Below are 20,247 nucleotides of genomic sequence, written 5' to 3'. Positions count from 1 at the left end.
CACACCATCGCCAGCAAGCTGGCTCCTACAGGGGGTGGTTATTTCTTCATGATTGATGTGAACAGGTCCGACGCCAAAAGCCGCTGTAGCCATGCCTGCAAGCGCAGGTAAGGCGTCTGCGCGAACCACTCGCGATCCACGTGCGCAAACTGCCGTACGAACGGCATCAACGCCACATCCGCCAGGCTCGGATGGTCCGCCAGCAAATAGTCGCGTCCTTCCAGCAACTGATCCAGCCTGCGCAAGAACACCTCACCCTCACTGCGATAAGCCTCCATCGGCTGCTCGGGATAACGCTCGGCGTACTTGTAGCGATTCAGGTGCACCTTGAACACCTGATCGTTCTGTTCGATCAGCGGGGCGATGTGTACCGCTGCGTCAGGATCATTCTTGAGCAACCAGTCCTGCGGATCGTTCTGCGCCAGTGCCCAGCGCATGATGTCGAGGCTTTCGTCGATCACCCGGCCACCGGCGTTCAGTACCGGCACCGTGCCTTTGCCCGACAGCGCGAGCATCTCGGCGGGCTTGGCCTTCAGGCTGACTTCGACGATGTCCACGGCCACGCCCGAATAACGCAGGGCCATGCGTGCACGCATGGCGTACGGGCAGCGGCGGAAGGAATACAGCGTGTTCATTTCACCTCCAGGGTGCTCAGGCCGTTGCCCTGGCGGCGGACCTGAATCTGTACCGGAATCCGTTCATGCATTTCCTGTACATGGGAAATCACCGCGACCTTGCGGCCCTGGGCTTGCAAGCCGTCGAGGGCGTCCATGGCCAGTTGCAGGGATTCCGGATCGAGGCTGCCGAAGCCTTCGTCGATGAACAGCGATTCGATTTTCAGCGTACTCGACGCCATCGACGCCAGACCGAGGGCCAGCGCCAGCGATACCAGGAAGGTCTCGCCGCCGGACAGCGAATGCACTGAACGCAGTTCGTCGCCCATCTCGGTGTCCATCACCAGCAATCCGAGCATGCTGCCACCGCGCTTGAGGCGATAACGGCGCACCAGCTGGCGCAATTGCACGTTGGCGTGGTGCACCAGCAGGTCGAGGTTGTAGGCCTGGGCGATCTTGCGGAAAGTGTCGCCGGTGGCGGAGCCAATCAACGCATTCAAGCGTGCCCAGCGTTGATACTCGCTGTAGGCGTCGGCAATCTGCTGCGCCAGGGCCTGATTGGCGTTCTGCCGGCGCTGATCCTCGGCCTGTTCGGCACGCAGTTCGGCGCAGTGTTGCTCGCTGGTGGCGGCCAGGTTTTGCAGGTCGACCAGTGCGGCGGCCAGTTGTCCGGCGTCGAGGTTGCCGTTGTGTTGCGCTTGATGTTCGAGCAAGCGCTGATCCCGTTCCTGCAACAGTACCCTGGTTTGCTCGATGGCTTTTTCACTTTGCTGCAAGCGTTGGCGCAGTTCGCTGAGTTGTTGCTCGCTGAAGCTCAACAGCTCGTGCAGTCCGTCATCGTCCAGTTCCGGATGTTGCGCGCGCCAGTCGGCGATCCTGCCGCTCAGTTCGCGGTCTTCGCTTTCCAGGGCTTGCGCGCGCTCCTGTTGCGCCTTGAGTTCGGCGGCCAGTTGCACCAGCTCCGTGCGTACGCTTTGCAGTTCCTGACTGGCGGTTGCTTCGGCATTGCGTGCCTGCTCGACGGCCTGATCCAGTTGCTGTTGCCACTGTTCGGCGCTGGCGTGTTCGCCCAGCAGTTGCGTCAGTTTTTCCTGGCAGGCCTGTTGTTGTCCTGCCAGCGCGGTGAATTGCTGCTGTGCAGCGTCCAGTTGTTGGGCGCGGGTCTGCTGTTGGTACTGTTCTTTGTCCAGCGTCTGCTGGCGCTGTTGCTGTTCGCCGAGTTCATCGCGCTGCTGGTCGAGTTGTTGCAGGCGCTGGGCGATCTGCCGGTCGAGCTGCATGAAGGTCGCGGCGGGTTCGTTGCGCAGCGCTTGCAGCGTCTCGGCTGGCAGCAGGGTGCTGAACGCAGTCAGTTCTTCGTCCAGGCGTTGGCGGTCGCTGCTCAACTCCCGTTGTTGGTCGAGCAGGTGCTGTGTCGCCTGTTGATTGGCTGTTTCGGCGCTGCGCAGTTGCTGCGTCAGGCGCGCAGCGTCCTGTTGCAGGGTGAGCAGGGCGGTTTGCCGTTGCTCGTCCTGTGCAATGCTCTGGTTCAACTGGCTGCCTTGTTGTGCCAGCCAGATATCGCGTTTGTCTGCGTCATGGACCAACAGTTGCGCGGACAGCGGGTGCGCCTCAAGAGCCGGCGCCAGGCTTAGTTGCTGAGTCGCGAGCTGTTCCTGCTGGCGCAGCAATTCTTTTTGCTGGGCAATCAAGCCGCCGACTTCAGTGCGCAGATCGGTGAGTTTTTCCTTGAGCAGGTCCACGGCTTTCTGGGCATTGGCCTGTTCGCTTTCATCGTGGCGGCCGAGGCTTTGCAGCAAGGCTTCGGGCTGGTGATAAGGATGGTCCGGACTGCCGCAAACCGGGCACGGCTGATCGTCCTGTAACTGCGCACGCAGTTCTTCGACGCTCTCACTGCGTGCCAAACGCTGACGTTCCAGCAGTTCGCGGGTGACGGTCAGGGTCTGTTCGGCGACGGTGAGTTCAGTCTTGGCCTTCACACCGTCCTGGGTCAGACGCTCCCGCTCTTGCTGCGCCGTGAGCTGGCGCTGCTGTAGCTCGGCACCGAACTTGTCCAGATCCTGCTGGCTGGCCCAAAGCCGCGTCAGCTCTTCCACGGCCCGCAGTTGTTTGCGGTTGTCCTGTAGCAGGCTGCCGAGAATTTGAATCTGCTCGGCCACCGCTTCTGGCTCGGCACCGGCCTCTTTGTAAAGCACCTCGAGGCCATGACGCTGTGTGGTCAGTTCTTCGGCGGCGCGTGTGGCGTTTTGCTCCAGAGTGGCCAGTTCAACCTGACCCTTGTTCAAGCGATTACCGATCAGCATCAGTTGTTGCAGACGATCACGGTAGGCGTTCCAGGCATCGCTCAGCGGCGCCAGATGAGTGCTCTGTTCAAGTTCACCGGCAATCCGTTGCAAACGTTCGGCGACCTGCTTCTGCTGGTCGAGCAAACCCTGGATCGTGCTTTGTCCCTGGGTGCAGGCCAGTTCTGCCTGCTGCTTGAGGTCGGCGCTGAGGCTGGCATCCTTGACCAGGCGGGCGAGACTGCTTTGCTCTTCGAAGGCTTGACGTAACAGTGGCGTGCTGTGGCTGAGTTGGCCCTGCGCCGTGGCCAGTGCCGTTTTCGCCGCGCTCAGGCTGTGTTCGAGCTGAGCCTGACGCGCGTTCAGTCCGGTTTGCTGTTGAACATGCTGTTGAATGTGTGCCGCCAGCGGTGTGAGCTGGGCGGAGAGTTCGGCCTTGCGTGCAAACTGGTGCCGTTGCGGGGCCAGTTGTTCCAGACGAGTCAGTTTCAAACGCTCGCCGGTCAGGCCGTCCCAGTGTTGTTGGGCCGATTGCAGTTGTTCGGTTGCGCTCTGTTGTGCGTCCTGCAACTGCTGCAAGACCTTGAGCCAGGTGTGTTGCAACTCCAACTGTTTGAGCTGCGCCTGGTGGGTTTTAAGTTGCCGCTGGGCTTCATTGAAGCGCTCATCGAGCTCGGCTCGGGCTTCAGGCGGCAGTGGCGTCACTCCGCTGGCCTGGTCCTGCAGCAACTTGTGAGCCTCGCGAGCCTCCTTGGTCTTGTCGAAGGCCCGACGACCGAGGCGCGTGTAGAGCGCCGTGTCAGTGAGCTTCTCCAGCAGTTCGCTACGGTCATTGTCGTCGGCCTTGAGGAACGCGCTGAACTCGCTTTGCGCCAGTAGCACGGCGCGGGTGAACTGCTCGAAGTTCAGCCCCAGCGCGGCTTCGAGCTGAGTCTTGTATTCGCCTTTCTGGCTGGCGAGCAATTGATCCTGATCGATGTCACGCAAGCTCTGGCGGCTGGCCTGCAGCTTTCCGGCGGCCTTGTCCCGGGCGCGATTGGCTTCCCAGCGGGCGCGGTAACGACGGCCGTCGACACCGACGAAATCCACTTCCGCATAACCTTCGCCCGTGCCGCGACGCAGCAGGTTCCGCGGGTCACCCGTGCCGATTTCGCCATCGGCGTCCGGCACCTTGGCGTCGCGGCCGGTGTTGTTCAGGCGTGGCACGGCGCCAAACAGCGCCAGGCACAGGGCATCGAGCAGGGTGCTTTTTCCGGCACCGGTCGGCCCGGTGATGGCGAACAGTCCGGCACTGGCCAGGGGTTCGGCAGTAAAGTCGATTTCAAACGGCCCGGCCAGCGAGGCGAGGTTCTTCAGGCGGATCGCGAGGATTTTCATGGCTGTTCGCTCTCCATCTGTACGTCCTGCAACAGTTCGGCAAAGTCCTTGAGGGTCTGCTCGTCGACCTCGCTGCCGTAGTTGTCCTGCCAGGCGCGGCTGAACAGTTCCTGAGGCGTGAGCTGGTCCAGCTCGATCAGCGTGTTGCCGTCCTCGTTACCGTTTCGGCTGCCATTGCCGGCGTATTCCGCGGCGATGCGCACCAGGCGCACGGCCTTGCCTTGCAGGGCGGTTTCCACTTGATTGCGCAGATCAGGCTGGGGTTCGTCGAGGCGAACCCGCACCTCCAGCCACGGCTGGCGCTGGATATCGGCCAACAGATCGATGTTCGGCAGATCCGCCAGTTGCAGCAGGATCTCGCTCAATGGTGCCGGGCCGATGCGTTGCAGGTTGACCGAACGGGGGATCAGCTTCGGCTCGACGCTGACCAGGGTTTCGCCGTCGAGCCTGATGTCCAGTATCTGGTGTTGATAGCTGATTTCGGAGAACGACAGCGGAATCGGCGAGCCGCTGTAGCGGATGCGCTCCTCGCCGTTGACCTTCTGCGGTTTGTGCAAATGACCGAGGGCAACGTAGCTGATGCTCGGCCCAAACAGGCTGGCGGGCAGGGCTTCGGCATTGCCGATGATCAGGCTGCGCTCGGAGTCTTCCGACACCGAACCACCCGCCATGTGCGCATGGCTGATGGCGATCAATGCCTGGCCTTTCTTGCGTTTTGCGTTCGCCGCCTCGATCAGCCATTCATGGACCTGGCCAATGCCACGCAGGTAGTTGTCGCCCAGATGCGCGCCGGTGACTTCGGCAGGGCGCAGGAAGGGCAGCGCCAGGCACCAGGCGACGGTTTTGCCCTTGGCGTCCGGCAGCGGCAACAGCAAGCGCTCGGCATCCAGTTGCCCGTCATCCAGCCACAGCACACGACCGAGCGCATGGGTGCGCAGGCGGCGCATCAGCGGCGCGGGTAGCTCGATCCGCGAGCCGGAATCGTGGTTGCCGGCGATCATCACGATGGTCAGCAACGGCTGCTGTTCATGAGCGCTGACGATGAAGTCGTAGAGGCGTTCCTGGGCTTTGACCGGCGGATTCACCGTGTCGAAGATATCGCCGGCAATCAACAGCACATCCGGCTGATCGAGCTTCAATTGACGCAGCAGCCAGTCGAGAAAACAGCCGTGTTCGAAATCGCGATCCTGGCCGTGCAGGTTCTGCCCAAGGTGCCAGTCGGAGGTGTGAAACAAGCGCAAGGCGGACTCCGCTACAAAATAGGTAATGGCCGCGTGAAAAATGAAGGCGGCGAAAGGGGGGGAGAGTTTACTGGCAAAAATGCCCGGTAGCGCGATGGAATGTTTTGTGGAGAGGGAGCAAGCCCCCTCGCCACAAGGATCAGTGTTTACTTCGGATAAAGCGGCGGCAACCCACTATCACCGACCACGTCCTGAACCCGTTCGGCCATCGGGATCGCCTTGATCGCCCGCCACAATTCGTCGCCTTGCCAGTGCTGGCCGGTTTCGCTGTACAACGCGCCGTTCAGGCCGTCGAGGGCGTTGGACAGCGGCACGAAGCGGGCAGCCATGTCGGCCAGGGTTTCCGGTTGTTGGCGGGCCCAGGCGTCGAGGGCCTGGCGAGTGGCGTGGGAGTCGTTGGCCTGGCAGGCGCGTTTGAGGTCGTCGAGTACGGTGCGCGGGCTCGGGCCGGTTTGAGCGACACGCATCACCGCCGGTTGCCAGCGGCCACGCCACCAGAGGCCGAAGCCGAGCAGGGTGGTGCAGGCCAGAATCAGGGTGCTGAGCTTCCAGCGCCAGAGCGCTTGGCTATCGGCGCTGGCATCGACCGGTGAGGCGCCGACCGGGGTGTCGGCCACCAGGCTCGGGTTGGTGGCCACATGCAGCGTGCGAGCGGGCAGGCTGCTGTGTTCCAGATGGTCTTCGAAGGTGTTCCACCAGACCACGTCGACGGTGGGCAGCTCGATGGCACCGGTCCGTGTCGGCACCAGGGCCTCGCGGTCTTCACGACTGCCGACCAGGCCGCGTTCGCTGTTCTGGTTGCCGAGCACCGGTTGATCGGGGTAGCGGCGCAGACCGCCGACATCGGTGCCGGGCATCGGTGGCAGCTGGGTGCTGGACAAGCCTTCGGCCTTCACCGTCAGGCTACGGGTCAGGGAGTCGCCAACCTGGGCATGATCGGGCTCCGGGTTCCAGCTTTCGCTCAGGGACAGGCTGCGCGCGGGCAGCCAGGGGGCGTCGGCCGGATAGGTGATGGGTTTGGCCTTGACCGTCAACAGCAGTTCGGCCGAGGTGACACGCATCAGCTTGCCGGATTTCGGTCCCTGGGCGGTGTCCTGTACCGGCTGTGCATCGACTAGCGCGGCGTTGAAAACCTGCGCAGGAATGATCAGTTCGCCGCTGTGTTGCGGGTAGATCGCGTAGCGCATTTCGATCACGCCATGGCGCAGGCCGTCGATGTCTTTTTCGTAGGTGCGTGAGTCGCCCAGTTGTTCGATGCGTGCATCAGTTATCTGCAAGGGTGGCAGGCTGCTGTCGTCGTACAGCGACACCGAATGGTAGATGCGCAGGGTCAGGATCGCCTGGGCCTGAACGTACACGCTGGATTGATCGAGGCTGGCATCAATGAACACCGCGGCCCGCTTGTTCGGGTTGTCCGGTGTTTCGCTCTCGACCACTTGCAGGGTGATCGGCTGGCTCTGCAGTTCGCCCAGTTGCAGCGGCGGAATCACCACGCTGCCGTTTTGCCGGGGCAGCAGGGTGACGATCCAGCGGGTGGTGGCCCGGTTTTCGCCACTGAGGGTGTTCAACTGGTTGACCTGGCGTGTGCCGCGCACTTCGAACAACGGCTCCAGCGGAGTCATGTCGGGTTTGCCGAACTGTGTCACGTCGGTGGATTCCAGGGTCAGCTCGACCGTCTCGCCCGAGCTCAGGCGACTGCGGTCCACACTGGCGACCAGCTCTGCTGCCTGCGCCTGAGCGGTGCAGAACAACAGGCCATGCAGCAGCGCGAGCAATACTACGGTGAAGCGGGTCATCGAGTTTTTTCCTGATCCTGATGTTGTTGCTGTTCGTACCAGAATTTGCGCCGCAGCAGCTCACCGGGGTCATCCGGGATCTGCCGCAACCACTGCTCCAGTGCCTGGCGCTGTTCACCTTCGATGCTGTCGGTGGCCGGGCGCAGGGGCGGCGTCGTGTGCTGCTCGTCACCCAGCTCGCTGCCCGGCACTTCATTGGTTCCGGACTTGTGCGGCGATGTGGGCGGATGTCTGGTGTCGGCGCCAGCCTGCGGTTCTTGTGCCTGCGGTTCGCCGCCGTCCGAAGGCTGCGTCGTGGCGCCGGGCGGTGTTTGCTGTTCATTGGCCTGGGGTTCGTCGCTTCTGGCCGGTTCCGGTGCGGGCGGGTTGTTTTTCTGCTTGAGCAATTCCTCCACCAGCGCCTTGTTGGTCAGTGCCGGGCGCAAATCCGGTTGGCGTTCCAGTGCCTGTTCGTAAGCGTCCAGGGCGGCCTCCAATTCACCATTTTTGGCCAGGGCATTGCCTCGATTGTAGTGGGCATGGGCATCGTTGCCCTCGGCAAACCGCTCGGCGGCGCCGGCGTAGTCTCCGGCCTCATAGAGCGCCACGCCTTGCCACTGATGGTCTTCGAAGCGCCGCGCGGCCTCGGCCGGACGCTTGAGCTTGAGTAATTGCACGCCCTGTTGATCAGGGCGCAGCCACAGGTCGGCGAGGTCGAAGGCGTAGCCGGGTTGCGGCAACGCCAACAGCAGCGGCAGGCAGAGCAGCCAGCCGCGACGTCCCGCGCAGGCCGCGAGCAGCAACAGTGGCAGCAGCAGCCAGTAACCCTGGTCGGCCCAGGTGTCGAGACGTAGCGTCTGGCCGTCATTGCGCAAGTGACGCGGACCGTCGAGCAGGCCGAGGGCGCTCAGGTCACTGTCGTCCAGGCGGGCGTGGCGATAGCGTCCGTCGAGGTCACGGGCGAAGCCTTTCAGGCCGGGCTCGTCCAGGCGCGGTACGAGGATCGCGCCCTGTTCGTCCTTGAGGAAACTGCCGTCTTCCTGGGTGATTGGCGAGCCTTCGGCGGTGCCGATGCCGAGCATCAGCCATTGCGTGGGTTTGCCTGCCATGGCGCGGCGAATCCCCAGACGTTCGTCTTCCGTCAGGGACGAGCCGATCAACAGGATCCGCCCGTCACCGAGCGCGCCCTGTTCCAGCAGGGCCAAGGCCTTGATGACCGCCAGATCGGCACGATGGCCGGCCTCGGGCATCAAGGACGGCTTGAGGGCGTCGAGCAGGTTGCGGCTGGTGGACAGGTCATCGGAGAGCGGCACCAGCGTATGCGCGCTGCCGGCGTAGACGACGATCGCAGTCTGCGCATCGCTGCGAACCTGCAGCAGGTCGAACAGCTTGCGCCGGGCCTGTTCCAGGCGATTGGGCGCGACGTCGGTGGCGAGCATCTCCGGGGTCAGTTCAAGAATCACCACCAACGGGTCGGCGGGCTTCTGGCTGGTTTGCTCGACGCGTTCCCAGCTCGGGCCCAGCAGCGCGAGCACGGTCAACAGCCACGCCACGCCGAGCGCGACCCAGGGCAATTTACTGTCGCGACCACTGCCACCGCTGAGCAGTGCTGCGTGAAAGGCTGGCGGTAGAATCATCTGCCAGCGCCCGGCGCGCTTCTTGCGGTGCCAGAGTTGCCAGAGCAACCAGCCAAGCATCGGCAGCAACAGTAGCCACCATGGACGGAACCAGTAGGGCCACAGCGCACTCATCGGCGCCTCCGCAGGCGCAGGCGTTTGAGGCGCTGGCGCCAGTCAGGCAACAATTGCGTTTGCAAAAACAGATCCTTGGTAAACAGCCGTTGCAACGGGTTATCCGGCCAGAGTACGGGGGCCACCAGCAGCATGCTCAACAGCAGTGCCAGCGCCAGCGGCCATTGATACAGCGCCTGGGCCGGACGGGCCTGGGTCGGTTGCTGGGCCACGGGCTCCAGTTGATCGAGGGTTTCCTTGATCGCTTGCAGTTCCTTGCCATCGTGGGCGCGGAAATACTGGCCGCCGGTGGCTTCGGCAATGGCTTTCAGGGACGGCTCGTCCAGGTCCAGGCTCGGATTGACGCCGAGAAAGCCGACCGTGCCACTTTGCTCCGGATCGGCACCGATGCCGATCGGGTAGATCTTCACATCTTCCTTGCCCGCCAGTCGAGCGGCGGTGAGCGGATCGATTTCACCGGCATTGTTGGCTCCGTCGGTGACCAGAATCAGCACGCGGCTCTGTGCCGGACGTTGGCGCAGGCGCTTGAGGGCGAGGCCGATGGCGTCGCCGATGGCGGTGTTTTTTCCGGCAATACCAATGCGGGCCTCATCGAGCCAGACGCGCACGGTGTGGCGGTCGAAGGTCAGCGGCGCCTGCACGTAGGCCTGGCTGCCGAACAGGATCAGGCCGACCCGGTCACCTTCGCGGCTTTCAAGAAAGTCTCCGAGCAGATGCTGGACCAGCGAAAGGCGGCTGACGTCTTCGTCCTGCCACTGCATGTCGGGAAAATCCATCGAGCCCGAAACATCCACTGCGACCAGCAAGTCGCGGCCACTGGCGGCGATCGGTAACGGTTCACCCAGCCACTGCGGGCGCGCGGCGGCCATCAGCAGCAGCAACCACAGCAGAATGAACGGCGACTGCTGACGCCAGGCCGGCAGATTGGCGCGAGCGCGGCGACCGGCAAGCCCCTCCAGATCGTTTAGGAAACTGACTTTGAGCGCCGGTTCGCCACTGTCAGCGACCGGCAAGACGAGGCGCATCAACCACGGCAAGGGCAACAGGGCGAAGATCCACGGCCAGGCGAACTCAAACATGCTTGCGAATCCATGTTTCGACGGCTTGGGTCAAGCCGGCGATGGCCTTGTCATCGAGTTTGCATTCGGGTTTGTAGGCGCCTTCCACGAGTACCATCCAGCGAGTCAGGCCGGCTGCCGGGCAGCGGTTGTCGAGGAACGCCAGCCACTTGCGGCCGTTGAGGGTATGGCTCTGGCTGTAGGGATAGTGGTTGCGGCACAGGCGCTTGAGCAAACCGTTGAGTTGCTGCAGCCAGGCGCCGGCCGGCGCACCGTCATACGGCTTGGGCATCAGCGCCAATTCGGCCAGCGCGGCCAGGCGAACCGGGTCCAGCGGCTGCTCGGCGCGCACCACGGGGCGTTTGCGGGGAATGAAGCGCCGCAGGTTCCACAGCCCGAAACCGAGTAGTGGCAGCAACAGCAACAGTAACCACCAGCCCGGCGCAGGCGGCCAAAAGTCGATCGGCGGCGGAGAAATCAGCGGTTGCAGTTGTTCCAGTCCGTTCATCGACCTTTCCCCGGCTTCTGTGGGTTCAGGTACTCGCGCAGTTGTTCGACCATCTCGCTCTGGGTACTCAGGGGCATCAGCAACACGCCCAGCTTCTGCGCGAGCAGCTCCCAGCGCGCGATGCGTGCTTCGGCCTGGGCCCGGTAAGTCTGGCGCAGTTCGAAATTCAGCGTGTCGAGCTCCAGTTGCGCGCCGCGTTCGGCGAAACGCAACAGGCCGGCGGCGGGCAGGGCATGATCCAGCGGATCGGACAACGGCAGCAGCAACAGGTCGCAATGGCGCGATAGCAGGCTCAGCTGTTGTTCGGCACTTGCCGAAAGGGCGCGTTCGTCGCAGATCACGATCACCAGGCTACCCGGGCGTGACACTTCCCGGGCACGGCGCAGGGCGATACCGAAGGCGTCACGGTCCGGCTCGACCTCGCTGTTGAGCGACTGATTGACCCGCACCAGCCGATTGAGCAACTGCAGCAGGCTTTGCTTGCTGCGCCGAGGCTTGATTTCGTAGTGCACATTGTCGCCGTACACCAGCCCGCCGACCCGATCGTTGTGGCCCAGGGCCGCCCAGCCGATCAGGCTCGCGGCCTGTGCGGCGAGTACCGACTTGAACATCTGGCCCGAGCCGAAAAACAACCGGCGGCTTTGTTCGACCATGATGTAAATCGGCCGCTCGCGTTCTTCGTGGAACAGCTTGGTGTGGGGCTCCTGGGTGCGCGCCGTCACGCGCCAGTCAATGGTGCGCACATCGTCGCCGGCCTGATAGACCCGCACCTGGTCGAAGTCGACGCCACGGCCGCGCAATTTGGAGTGGTGCAGGCCAATCAGCGGGCTGCGCTGGCTCGGCGTGGAAAACAGCTGCACTTCGCGCACGCGATGACGCATCTCGATCAGGTCGGCGAGGCTGACACGGATGCCCGGCTCGGGCGGCAGGCTGGCGTTCATCGGGGTCAAGCGACGGCTACGACGTCGAGAATCCGCTGGACCACCCGGTCCTGGTCGATGCCGGCGGCTTCGGCTTCAAAGGAAAGAATGATGCGGTGGCGCAGCACGTCGAACAGCACGGCCTGGATATCTTCGGGGCTGACAAAATCACGCCCGGCGAGCCAGGCGTGGGCGCGGGCGCAGCGGTCCAGGGCAATCGATCCGCGCGGGCTCGCGCCGTAGGCGATCCATTCGGCCATTTCCGGGTCGAACTTGGCGGGGGTGCGGGTGGCCATGACCAGTTGCACCAGGTATTCCTCCACGGCGTCGGCCATGTACAGGCCGAGGATTTCCTTGCGCGCTGCAAAAATGGCCTGCTGGCTGACCCGGCGCTCGGGCTTGGTTTCGCCATTGAGCGCTTCGCCACGGGCCTGTTGCAGGATCTTGCGTTCAACCGTCGCGTCCGGGAAGCCGATCTTCACGTGCATCAGGAAGCGGTCGAGCTGGGCTTCCGGCAGCGGGTAGGTGCCTTCCTGCTCGATCGGGTTCTGCGTGGCCATCACCAGAAACAGGGGCGACAGCTCGTAGGTGCTGCGCCCGACACTGACCTGACGCTCGGCCATGGCCTCGAGCAGTGCCGACTGGACCTTGGCCGGGGCGCGGTTGATTTCGTCCGCCAATACCAGGTTGTGGAAGATAGGCCCTTGCTGGAACACGAAACTACCGGTTTCCGGGCGGTAGATTTCCGTACCGGTAATGTCGGCCGGCAACAGGTCAGGGGTGAACTGGATGCGGTGGAACTGGGCTTCGATGCCTTCGGCGAGTTCTTTGATGGCCTTGGTCTTGGCCAGGCCAGGAGCGCCCTCGACCAGCATGTGGCCGTCGGCGAGCAGGGCGATGAGCAAGCGCTCGATGAGTTTTTCCTGGCCGAGAATCTGCGTTGAAAGAAAGGTTCGCAGCGCGAGCAGCGCTTCACGATGTTCCATCGATGACTGTTCCTGCAAAAGGGTGGCCGAGGACGTTCGAAATGCGCCAGGGCTGGGGGCGTTACTTTAATCCATCGTGGGGGGCGGCGACTAACGGCATTTTGTGCAAAGTGCGGGAAATGATTGGCAAAGTTGCTGGAAGTTTGCACTGCTTGTTGGGTGGCGGTGTTTCTCCGGGCCTCTTCGCGAGCAGGCTCGCTCCCACAGGTAACCGGGTTCCTTCAGAAAAGACGCGATCAATTGTGGGAGCGAGCCTGCTCGCGAAGAGGCCGGCACAGCTGTTGAAGTCTAGAGCTGGCGGATATAAGTCCCGGTGCCGTTGAGAATGTTCTGCAACGTTTCTTCCAGCTCGGCCAGATCGGTCATGTCGGCATCAAAGGTGATCTCCAGCACATCATCCCCATTCAACGCATCAGCATCCGCCGCCGCAATTTCGATCTTCAGCAGGGAAGGACTCAGGGTGACTTTCACGCCGTCCAGGGTCGAGGGTTCGCCGTCGAGGGTGATCTCCAGCTCGTCCTCATCGGGGTAGCGGCTCATCAGGAACATTTCGCCCTGTTCGCTGTGGCAGCACAGCATGGCCATGTTGTCTTCTTCATCATCACAAGGGTTGACGATCAAGAGGGCGGTTTTCATTTTCATGAGTAATTCCTGGCTCGACGGGCGTGGTAAACGCAACAAACAGCGATTCTGCCAGCCCGAGAGCATTTCTGCTCGTCCACGTGTCAATGACCGGGTCGCGAACGGGCAGAGTGTTACTGGTCATTTCTGGTACGTATGTCCCGTAAAACCGGACGGAAAACCGTCATTTTTCTGTGCGGATGCTAGTGTTGTTCGATGCGCATGCCTTGAGCTGCGTGCCGATGACCGAATATGTCGCAGCACCGCAAGCACGGGCCTTGCCGCACTCGTTAAGCTGCGCAACGGATGAGCACCCGTAAAGACATTGCGCTGCACGCAGCCCAGTCGTTTTTGCAGATGCCCATTCACGGAAGGTGAATGTGACCTGAGTGTCTCGTCCGGCTTCACCCACCTGTCGCCCTGTTTCCTCTGCCCGAGAATCAGGAACAGGGTGACGGGTAGCCCCTGAACGGGGTTTTGCACGCGACGCTTTCATCAATAACAAGCCCAAGCGGAGTACCACAGATGGCGTTCTTCACCGCAGCCAGCAAAGCCGACTTCCAGCACCAACTGCAAGCGGCACTGGCGCAGCACATCAGTGAACAGGCACTGCCACAAGTGGCGCTGTTCGCTGAACAATTCTTCGGCATCATTTCCCTTGACGAGCTGACCCAGCGTCGGTTGTCCGACCTTGCTGGCTGCACCCTTTCTGCATGGCGCCTGCTTGAGCGCTTCGATCACGCGCAACCGCAAGTGCGCGTCTTCAACCCCGATTACGAACGCCACGGCTGGCAGTCGACCCACACGGCGGTCGAAGTGCTGCACCACGACCTGCCATTCCTGGTGGATTCGGTGCGTACCGAGCTCAATCGCCGCGGCTACAGCATCCATACCCTGCAAACCACCGTGCTGAGCGTGCGTCGTGGCAGCAAGGGCGAGTTGCTGGAAATCCTGCCCAAGGGCACCCAGGGCGACGACATTCTGCAAGAGTCGTTGATGTACCTGGAAATCGACCGCTGCGCCAACACCGCCGAGCTCAATGTCCTGAGCAAAGAGCTGGAGCAGGTGCTCGGTGAAGTTCGCGTTGCCGTCGGCGATTTCGAACCGATGAAGACCAAGGTCCAGGACATCCTGACCAAGCTGGACAACAGCCAGTTCGCCATCGACGCCGACGAAAAGAGCGAAATCAAGAGCTTCCTGGAATGGCTGGTGGGCAACCACTTCACCTTCCTCGGCTACGAAGAGTTCGTGGTCAGCGACGAAGCCGATGGCGGCCACATCGTCTACGACAAGGATTCCTTCCTTGGCCTGACCAAACTGCTGCGTGCCGGCCTGACCTACGATGACCTGCGCATCGAAGACTACGCCGTGAACTACCTGCGCGAACCAACCCTGTTGTCGTTCGCCAAGGCCGCGCACCCAAGCCGTGTACACCGTCCGGCTTACCCGGATTACGTGTCGATCCGCGAAATCGATGCCAACGGCAAGGTCATCAAGGAATGCCGTTTCATGGGTCTGTACACCTCGTCGGTGTATGGCGAGAGCGTGCGGGTGATCCCGTACATCCGCCGCAAGGTCGAGGAAATCGAACGCCGCTCCGGCTTCCAGGCCAAGGCTCACCTGGGCAAGGAACTGGCGCAGGTGCTCGAAGTGCTGCCGCGCGACGATCTGTTCCAGACTCCGGTGGACGAGCTGTTCAGCACCGTGATGTCGATCGTGCAGATCCAGGAACGCAACAAGATTCGCGTGTTCCTGCGCAAAGACCCGTACGGCCGTTTCTGCTACTGCCTGGCCTACGTGCCGCGTGACATCTATTCCACCGAAGTGCGGCAGAAGATCCAGCAAGTACTGATGGATCGCCTGAAAGCGACCGATTGCGAGTTCTGGACCTTCTTCTCCGAGTCCGTACTGGCCCGCGTGCAGTTGATCCTGCGAGTCGACCCGAAAAACCGCCTCGACATCGACCCGCTGCTGCTGGAACGAGAAGTGGTGCAGGCCTGCCGCAGCTGGCAGGACGATTACGCCGCGCTGACCGTCGAAAGCTTCGGCGAAGCCCAGGGCACCAACGTACTGGCCGATTTCCCGAAAGGCTTCCCGGCCGGTTACCGCGAGCGCTTCGCCGCGCATTCGGCTGTGGTCGACATGCAGCACCTGTTGAGCCTGAGCGACAAAAACCCGCTGGTGATGAGCTTCTATCAGCCGCTGGGCCAGACCGCCGGTCAGCGCCAGCTGCATTGCAAGCTATACCACGCTGATACCCCGCTGGCACTGTCCGACGTCCTGCCGATCCTGGAAAACCTCGGCCTGCGCGTGCTGGGCGAGTTCCCGTATCACCTGCGTCACAGTAATGGCCGCGAGTTCTGGATTCACGACTTTGCGTTCACCGCCGCCGAAGGCCTGGAACTCGACATCCAGCAGCTTAACGACACCCTGCAGGACGCCTTTGTCCACATCGTGCGTGGCGAAGCCGAGAACGATGCGTTCAACCGTCTGGTACTGACCGCCGGCCTGCCATGGCGCGACGTGGCGCTGCTGCGTGCCTACGCCCGCTACATGAAGCAGATCCGTCTGGGCTTCGACCTGGGCTATATCGCCAGCACCCTGAACAACCACACCGACATCGCCCGCGAGCTGACGCGGTTGTTCAAGACCCGCTTCTACCTGGCGCGCAAGCTGTCCGGCGACGATCTGGAAGACAAGCAGCAACGTCTGGAACAGGCGATTCACAGCGCCCTGGACGACGTACAGGTACTGAACGAAGACCGCATCCTGCGTCGCTACCTGGACCTGATCAAGGCCACCCTGCGCACCAACTTCTACCAGACCGATGCCAACGGCCATAACAAGTCGTACTTCAGCTTCAAGTTCAACCCGCACTTGATTCCCGAGCTGCCGAAGCCGGTACCGAAGTTCGAAATCTTCGTGTACTCGCCGCGCGTCGAAGGCGTGCACCTGCGCTTCGGCAACGTTGCGCGTGGCGGCCTACGCTGGTCCGACCGTGAAGAAGACTTCCGTACCGAAGTCCTGGGCCTGGTAAAAGCCCAGCAAGTGAAGAACTCGGTCATCGTGCCGGTGGGGGCGAAGGGCGGCTTCCTGCCGCGTCGCCTGCCACTGGGCGGCAGCCGTGACGAGATCGCGGCCGAGGGCATCGCCTGCTACCGCATCTTCATTTCGGGCCTGCTGGACATCACCGACAACCTGAAAGACGGCGCCCTGGTGCCGCCGGCCAACGTCGTGCGCCATGACGACGATGACCCGTACCTGGTAGTGGCCGCCGACAAAGGCACCGCGACCTTCTCCGACATCGCCAACGGCATTGCCATCGATTACGGCTTCTGGCTGGGTGATGCGTTTGCGTCCGGCGGTTCGGCCGGTTACGACCACAAGAAAATGGGCATCACCGCCAAGGGCGCGTGGGTCGGCGTACAGCGCCACTTCCGCGAGCGCGGCATCAATGTCCAGGAAGACAGCATCACCGTGGTCGGTGTCGGCGACATGGCCGGTGACGTGTTCGGTAACGGCTTGCTGATGTCCGACAAGCTGCAACTGGTTGCAGCCTTCAACCACCTGCACATCTTCATCGACCCGAATCCGGATCCGGCATCGAGCTTCGCCGAGCGCCAGCGCATGTTCGACCTGCCACGTTCGGCCTGGTCGGATTACGACACCAGCATCATGTCCGAAGGCGGCGGCATCTTCTCGCGCAGCGCGAAGAGCATCGCGATCTCCCCGCAGATGCAAGAGCGCTTCGACATCGAAGCCGACAAGCTGACCCCGACCGAACTGCTCAACGCCTTGCTCAAGGCGCCGGTGGATCTGCTGTGGAACGGCGGTATCGGTACTTACGTCAAGGCCAGCAGCGAAAGCCACGCCGATGTCGGCGACAAGGCCAACGATGCACTGCGCGTGAACGGCAACGAACTGCGCTGCAAAGTGGTGGGCGAGGGCGGTAACCTCGGCATGACCCAACTGGGTCGTGTGGAGTTCGGCCTCAATGGCGGCGGTTCCAACACCGACTTCATCGACAACGCCGGTGGCGTGGACTGCTCCGACCACGAAGTGAACATCAAGATCCTGCTCAACGAAGTGGTTCAGGCCGGCGACATGACCGCCAAGCAACGCAACGAGTTGCTGGCGAGCATGACCGACGAAGTCGGTGGCCTGGTGTTGGGCAACAACTACAAGCAGACTCAGGCCCTGTCCCTGGCCGCTCGTCGTGCCTTGCCGCGGATTGCCGAATACAAGCGCCTGATGAACGACCTGGAAGGCCGTGGCAAGCTGGATCGCGCCATCGAGTTCCTGCCGGCTGAAGACGCGATCAACGAGCGTATCGCTGAAGGCCATGGCCTGACCCGTCCCGAGCTGTCGGTGCTGATCTCGTACAGCAAGATCGACCTCAAGGAGCAGTTGCTGGGTTCCCTGGTGCCGGACGACGATTACCTGACCCGCGACATGGAAACCGCTTTCCCGCCGACCCTGGTGAGCAAGTTCTCCGCGGCGATGCGTCGTCACCGCCTGAAGCGCGAAATCGTCAGCACCCAGATCGCCAACGATCTGGTCAACCACATGGGTATCACCTTCGTTCAACGACTCAAAGAGTCGACCGGCATGAGCCCGGCGAACGTGGCTGGCGCTTATGTGATCGTGCGTGACATTTTCCACCTCCCGCACTGGTTCCGTCAGATCGAAAACCTCGACTACAAGGTTTCCGCCGACGTGCAACTGGAGCTGATGGACGAGCTGATGCGCCTGGGCCGTCGTGCCACGCGCTGGTTCCTGCGTGCCCGTCGCAACGAGCAGAACGCTGCCCGTGACGTCGCGCACTTCGGTCCGCATCTGGCGGCGTTGGGTCTCAAGCTCGACGAATTGCTCAGTGGCGAGATCCGTGAAACCTGGCAGACCCGTTACCAGGCGTACGTCGAAGCCGGTGTGCCGGAGTTGCTGGCACGCATGGTGGCTGGCACCACGCACCTGTATACGCTGCTGCCGATCATCGAGGCTTCCGACGTGACCGGCCAGGATCCTGCCGACGTGGCCAAGGCGTATTTCGCCGTGGGCAGCGCACTGGATATCACCTGGTACCTGCAACAGATCAGTGCCCTGCCGGTTGAAAACAACTGGCAGGCCCTGGCCCGTGAAGCGTTCCGCGATGACGTCGACTGGCAGCAACGTGCGATCACCATCTCGGTCCTGCAACAGGGCAACGGCACGCTGGACGTCGAAACACGTCTGGAGCTGTGGATGGCGCAGCACGAAGGCATGATTGAGCGCTGGCGCGCCATGCTGGTGGAGATCCGTGCCGCCAGCGGCACCGACTACGCCATGTACGCGGTGGCCAACCGTGAACTGCTGGACCTGGCGTTGAGCGGTCAAGCAGTGGTGCCTGCCGCTGCCGCCGCCGAGCTGGAACCGGCTTGATCAGGCGTTGAATGAAAAAAACCCGCATCGAGAGATGCGGGTTTTTTTTTAAGTGTCACGATGGTTGGCCCATGAATTGATCAATCAAGTGTAAGGTAATGAACTTTGTGGAGACACGGTATGCCTTTCCAGAATCTCCAGTTTGAACGTTGCGATGTCTCCGGTTTTATCGGTAAAGCAAGTGCTGTAGGCCGGATCTCGCCAGATTTCTTTTCTGATTATTCCGGCGTTACGTGCTTTTAAATGAACGGTCGCTTTAGAAGCGTTCAAATCATCCAGTGTAATGATCTGGTGATTGCTATCCAGCAAATTGAAGGAGGTGGTATCACCGCCAGCAGCCGGGAAGGCGCCCAGGACACCTTGTCCATCCTTGCTGAAATATTTTTGATAGTAGGCTTCGCTTAGAATTTGCATGTTGTAGTAGTCGTCATAACACTTGAAGTGTATGACCACGGTTGTTGTATTGCCAGCGATTATACTAGTCTCATCTAGGTCGAACGGGTCACGGACCTCAAAGGTAGTCACTATATTTGGTGGTAGGCGAGGTGTTATTCTATTATATGCAAAGTGACCAGGGTTTAATATCTGGTCAAAAAATGTCATGTCGATTCCATTGCAAGTTATACGCGCAATGAAAGATCTTTCCTCGTTTTTAGTCATGAAGACGTCCTTTGTCTACAGATGGTTGTTGGTGCTGTTGCGCTAAGCGAAAGATACCGCCATTTAAAAAATATTATTTTGATTATTTGTGAGCAAACCCTTCGCCTCCCGGTCCGGGTTTGCTCGCAATGATTGCTGCGGTTTCAATACGATGTATGCTCTTTCGCCTTGTAGATCATTGAGGCGTTACTTGTTGGCGTGGTCAATAGATTGTTGAGCGACTGGTCAAATTTTTGCAGTGCCCTGACTTGCACATTCTGTTGTTCATTAATATCGGCAACGATCTCTTCACTGCGCTTGTAGTCGGCCCACACCGGACTGAGTGCCTTGGCGTCATGGCCTTGTGCAGTGCCGATGTAGTTAAGGTGCTTGTCGTAAAAATCCGCACTGACATCCGCCTGAATATCCGAACTGCGCGACGTCATCAGTTGGCTGCGAGTGTCGACCACCGCCATTACGTCCGGTTTTGCCGCCTTGAGGCTTTGCATGTCCGGATAAACCGTGACCGAGCCGAACTGGCGTTGCAGTGAGGCCTTGACCCAGTCCACCGCCAGATCGGGCCTGGAGGTGGCAACGTAGGCATCATGAATCGGCTGCACCAGCAGGCTCTGGCCGAAGCCGGTGCCGGCGTTGGCCTGATAATCCTGCAGGTAAGCACGGTTAGTCTGGGTGTTTTGGCTGTAGACAACCCCCAGCGAGACATGGCTGCCGTTGGGAACACTCGTAGCGCTGCTGCGGCCAACCGGCTCGCTAAAGAGGCCATTCAATGCAGATACGGATGAAGGTGCGGTGGGAATCGAGCAGCCGGTTATCAATACAGTCATCGTCAAGGTACTGGCAAGCGCAAGTTTCATGGTGTTTCTCCAGTGAAACAACTTGAGTCGGGAAGTTTTAGTTGCCGGGGTGTCCGGCAGTTGTTCCAGACTAAACCTCGAATGCTCGATTGAAATAGCCAATTTCTGTAGTTGTCGGGTGGCCAATAGTTTGATTGGGTTTAAATATGTGCGGTTAATTGCCGTGAGAAATAAAAAGGCCC

At 61.3% G+C, this 20,247-nt stretch carries 13 protein-coding genes; 1 reads left to right on the top strand and 12 read right to left on the bottom strand.

Going from position 1 to position 20,247, the window contains the following annotated elements; translation table 11 throughout:
* Positions 1-38: 38 nt before the first annotated feature.
* The 10 genes from ACEN8E_RS16220 to ACEN8E_RS16175 form a co-directional block, all read right to left on the bottom strand.
* The gene (locus ACEN8E_RS16220; RefSeq protein ID WP_495588966.1) at positions 39-635 is read right to left on the bottom strand and encodes a glutathione S-transferase; all 597 of its coding nucleotides are present in this window, start codon (positions 633-635) and stop codon (positions 39-41) included.
* On the bottom strand, positions 632-4,273 hold the full coding sequence (locus ACEN8E_RS16215; RefSeq protein WP_495588965.1) for an AAA family ATPase: 3,642 nt from the start codon (positions 4,271-4,273) through the stop codon (positions 632-634). Before ACEN8E_RS16215 ends, ACEN8E_RS16220 begins: the two co-directional genes overlap by 4 nt.
* Positions 4,270-5,514, bottom strand: a complete 1,245-nt coding sequence (locus ACEN8E_RS16210; protein WP_495588964.1) for an exonuclease SbcCD subunit D C-terminal domain-containing protein — start codon at positions 5,512-5,514, stop codon at positions 4,270-4,272. Before ACEN8E_RS16210 ends, ACEN8E_RS16215 begins: the two co-directional genes overlap by 4 nt.
* Positions 5,515-5,660: 146 nt before the next feature.
* Positions 5,661-7,310 carry a BatD family protein gene (locus ACEN8E_RS16205; protein ID WP_495588963.1) on the bottom strand — a complete coding sequence of 550 codons (1,650 nt, stop codon included), beginning with the start codon at positions 7,308-7,310 and terminating at the stop codon, positions 5,661-5,663.
* Positions 7,307-9,040: a vWA domain-containing protein gene (locus ACEN8E_RS16200; protein WP_495588962.1), complete on the bottom strand. Its 1,734-nt coding sequence runs from the start codon at positions 9,038-9,040 to the stop codon at positions 7,307-7,309. The genes ACEN8E_RS16205 and ACEN8E_RS16200 overlap by 4 nt, the downstream gene beginning before the upstream one ends.
* Positions 9,037-10,119: a vWA domain-containing protein gene (locus ACEN8E_RS16195; RefSeq protein ID WP_495588961.1), complete on the bottom strand. Its 1,083-nt coding sequence runs from the start codon at positions 10,117-10,119 to the stop codon at positions 9,037-9,039. Before ACEN8E_RS16195 ends, ACEN8E_RS16200 begins: the two co-directional genes overlap by 4 nt.
* Positions 10,112-10,606, bottom strand: a complete 495-nt coding sequence (locus ACEN8E_RS16190; protein WP_495588960.1) for a DUF4381 domain-containing protein — start codon at positions 10,604-10,606, stop codon at positions 10,112-10,114. Before ACEN8E_RS16190 ends, ACEN8E_RS16195 begins: the two co-directional genes overlap by 8 nt.
* Entirely contained in the window at positions 10,603-11,547 is a 945-nt protein-coding gene (locus ACEN8E_RS16185) for a DUF58 domain-containing protein (RefSeq protein ID WP_495588959.1), read from the bottom strand. The genes ACEN8E_RS16190 and ACEN8E_RS16185 overlap by 4 nt, the downstream gene beginning before the upstream one ends.
* Positions 11,548-11,552: 5 nt before the next feature.
* Entirely contained in the window at positions 11,553-12,512 is a 960-nt protein-coding gene (locus ACEN8E_RS16180; RefSeq protein WP_421140906.1) for an AAA family ATPase, read from the bottom strand.
* Positions 12,513-12,800: 288 nt separating this feature from the next.
* Positions 12,801-13,154 carry a hypothetical protein gene (locus ACEN8E_RS16175; protein ID WP_495588958.1) on the bottom strand — a complete coding sequence of 118 codons (354 nt, stop codon included), beginning with the start codon at positions 13,152-13,154 and terminating at the stop codon, positions 12,801-12,803.
* Between the two features lie 504 nt (positions 13,155-13,658).
* Here ACEN8E_RS16175 and ACEN8E_RS16170 point away from each other — a divergent pair.
* The gene (locus ACEN8E_RS16170; protein WP_495588957.1) at positions 13,659-18,551 is read left to right on the top strand and encodes an NAD-glutamate dehydrogenase; all 4,893 of its coding nucleotides are present in this window, start codon (positions 13,659-13,661) and stop codon (positions 18,549-18,551) included.
* A gap of 84 nt (positions 18,552-18,635) precedes the next feature.
* Here ACEN8E_RS16170 and ACEN8E_RS16165 read toward each other — a convergent pair whose 3' ends face one another.
* Both ACEN8E_RS16165 and ACEN8E_RS16160 read right to left on the bottom strand, forming a co-directional pair.
* Entirely contained in the window at positions 18,636-19,211 is a 576-nt protein-coding gene (locus tag ACEN8E_RS16165; RefSeq protein ID WP_495588956.1) for a hypothetical protein, read from the bottom strand.
* Between the two features lie 143 nt (positions 19,212-19,354).
* Positions 19,355-20,065 carry an ATPase gene (locus ACEN8E_RS16160; RefSeq protein ID WP_495588955.1) on the bottom strand — a complete coding sequence of 237 codons (711 nt, stop codon included), beginning with the start codon at positions 20,063-20,065 and terminating at the stop codon, positions 19,355-19,357.
* Positions 20,066-20,247: the final 182 nt, after the last annotated feature.

Source organism: Pseudomonas sp. Pseusp9, assembly GCF_059491265.1.
This window is presented reverse-complemented; position numbering and strand designations above follow the sequence as displayed.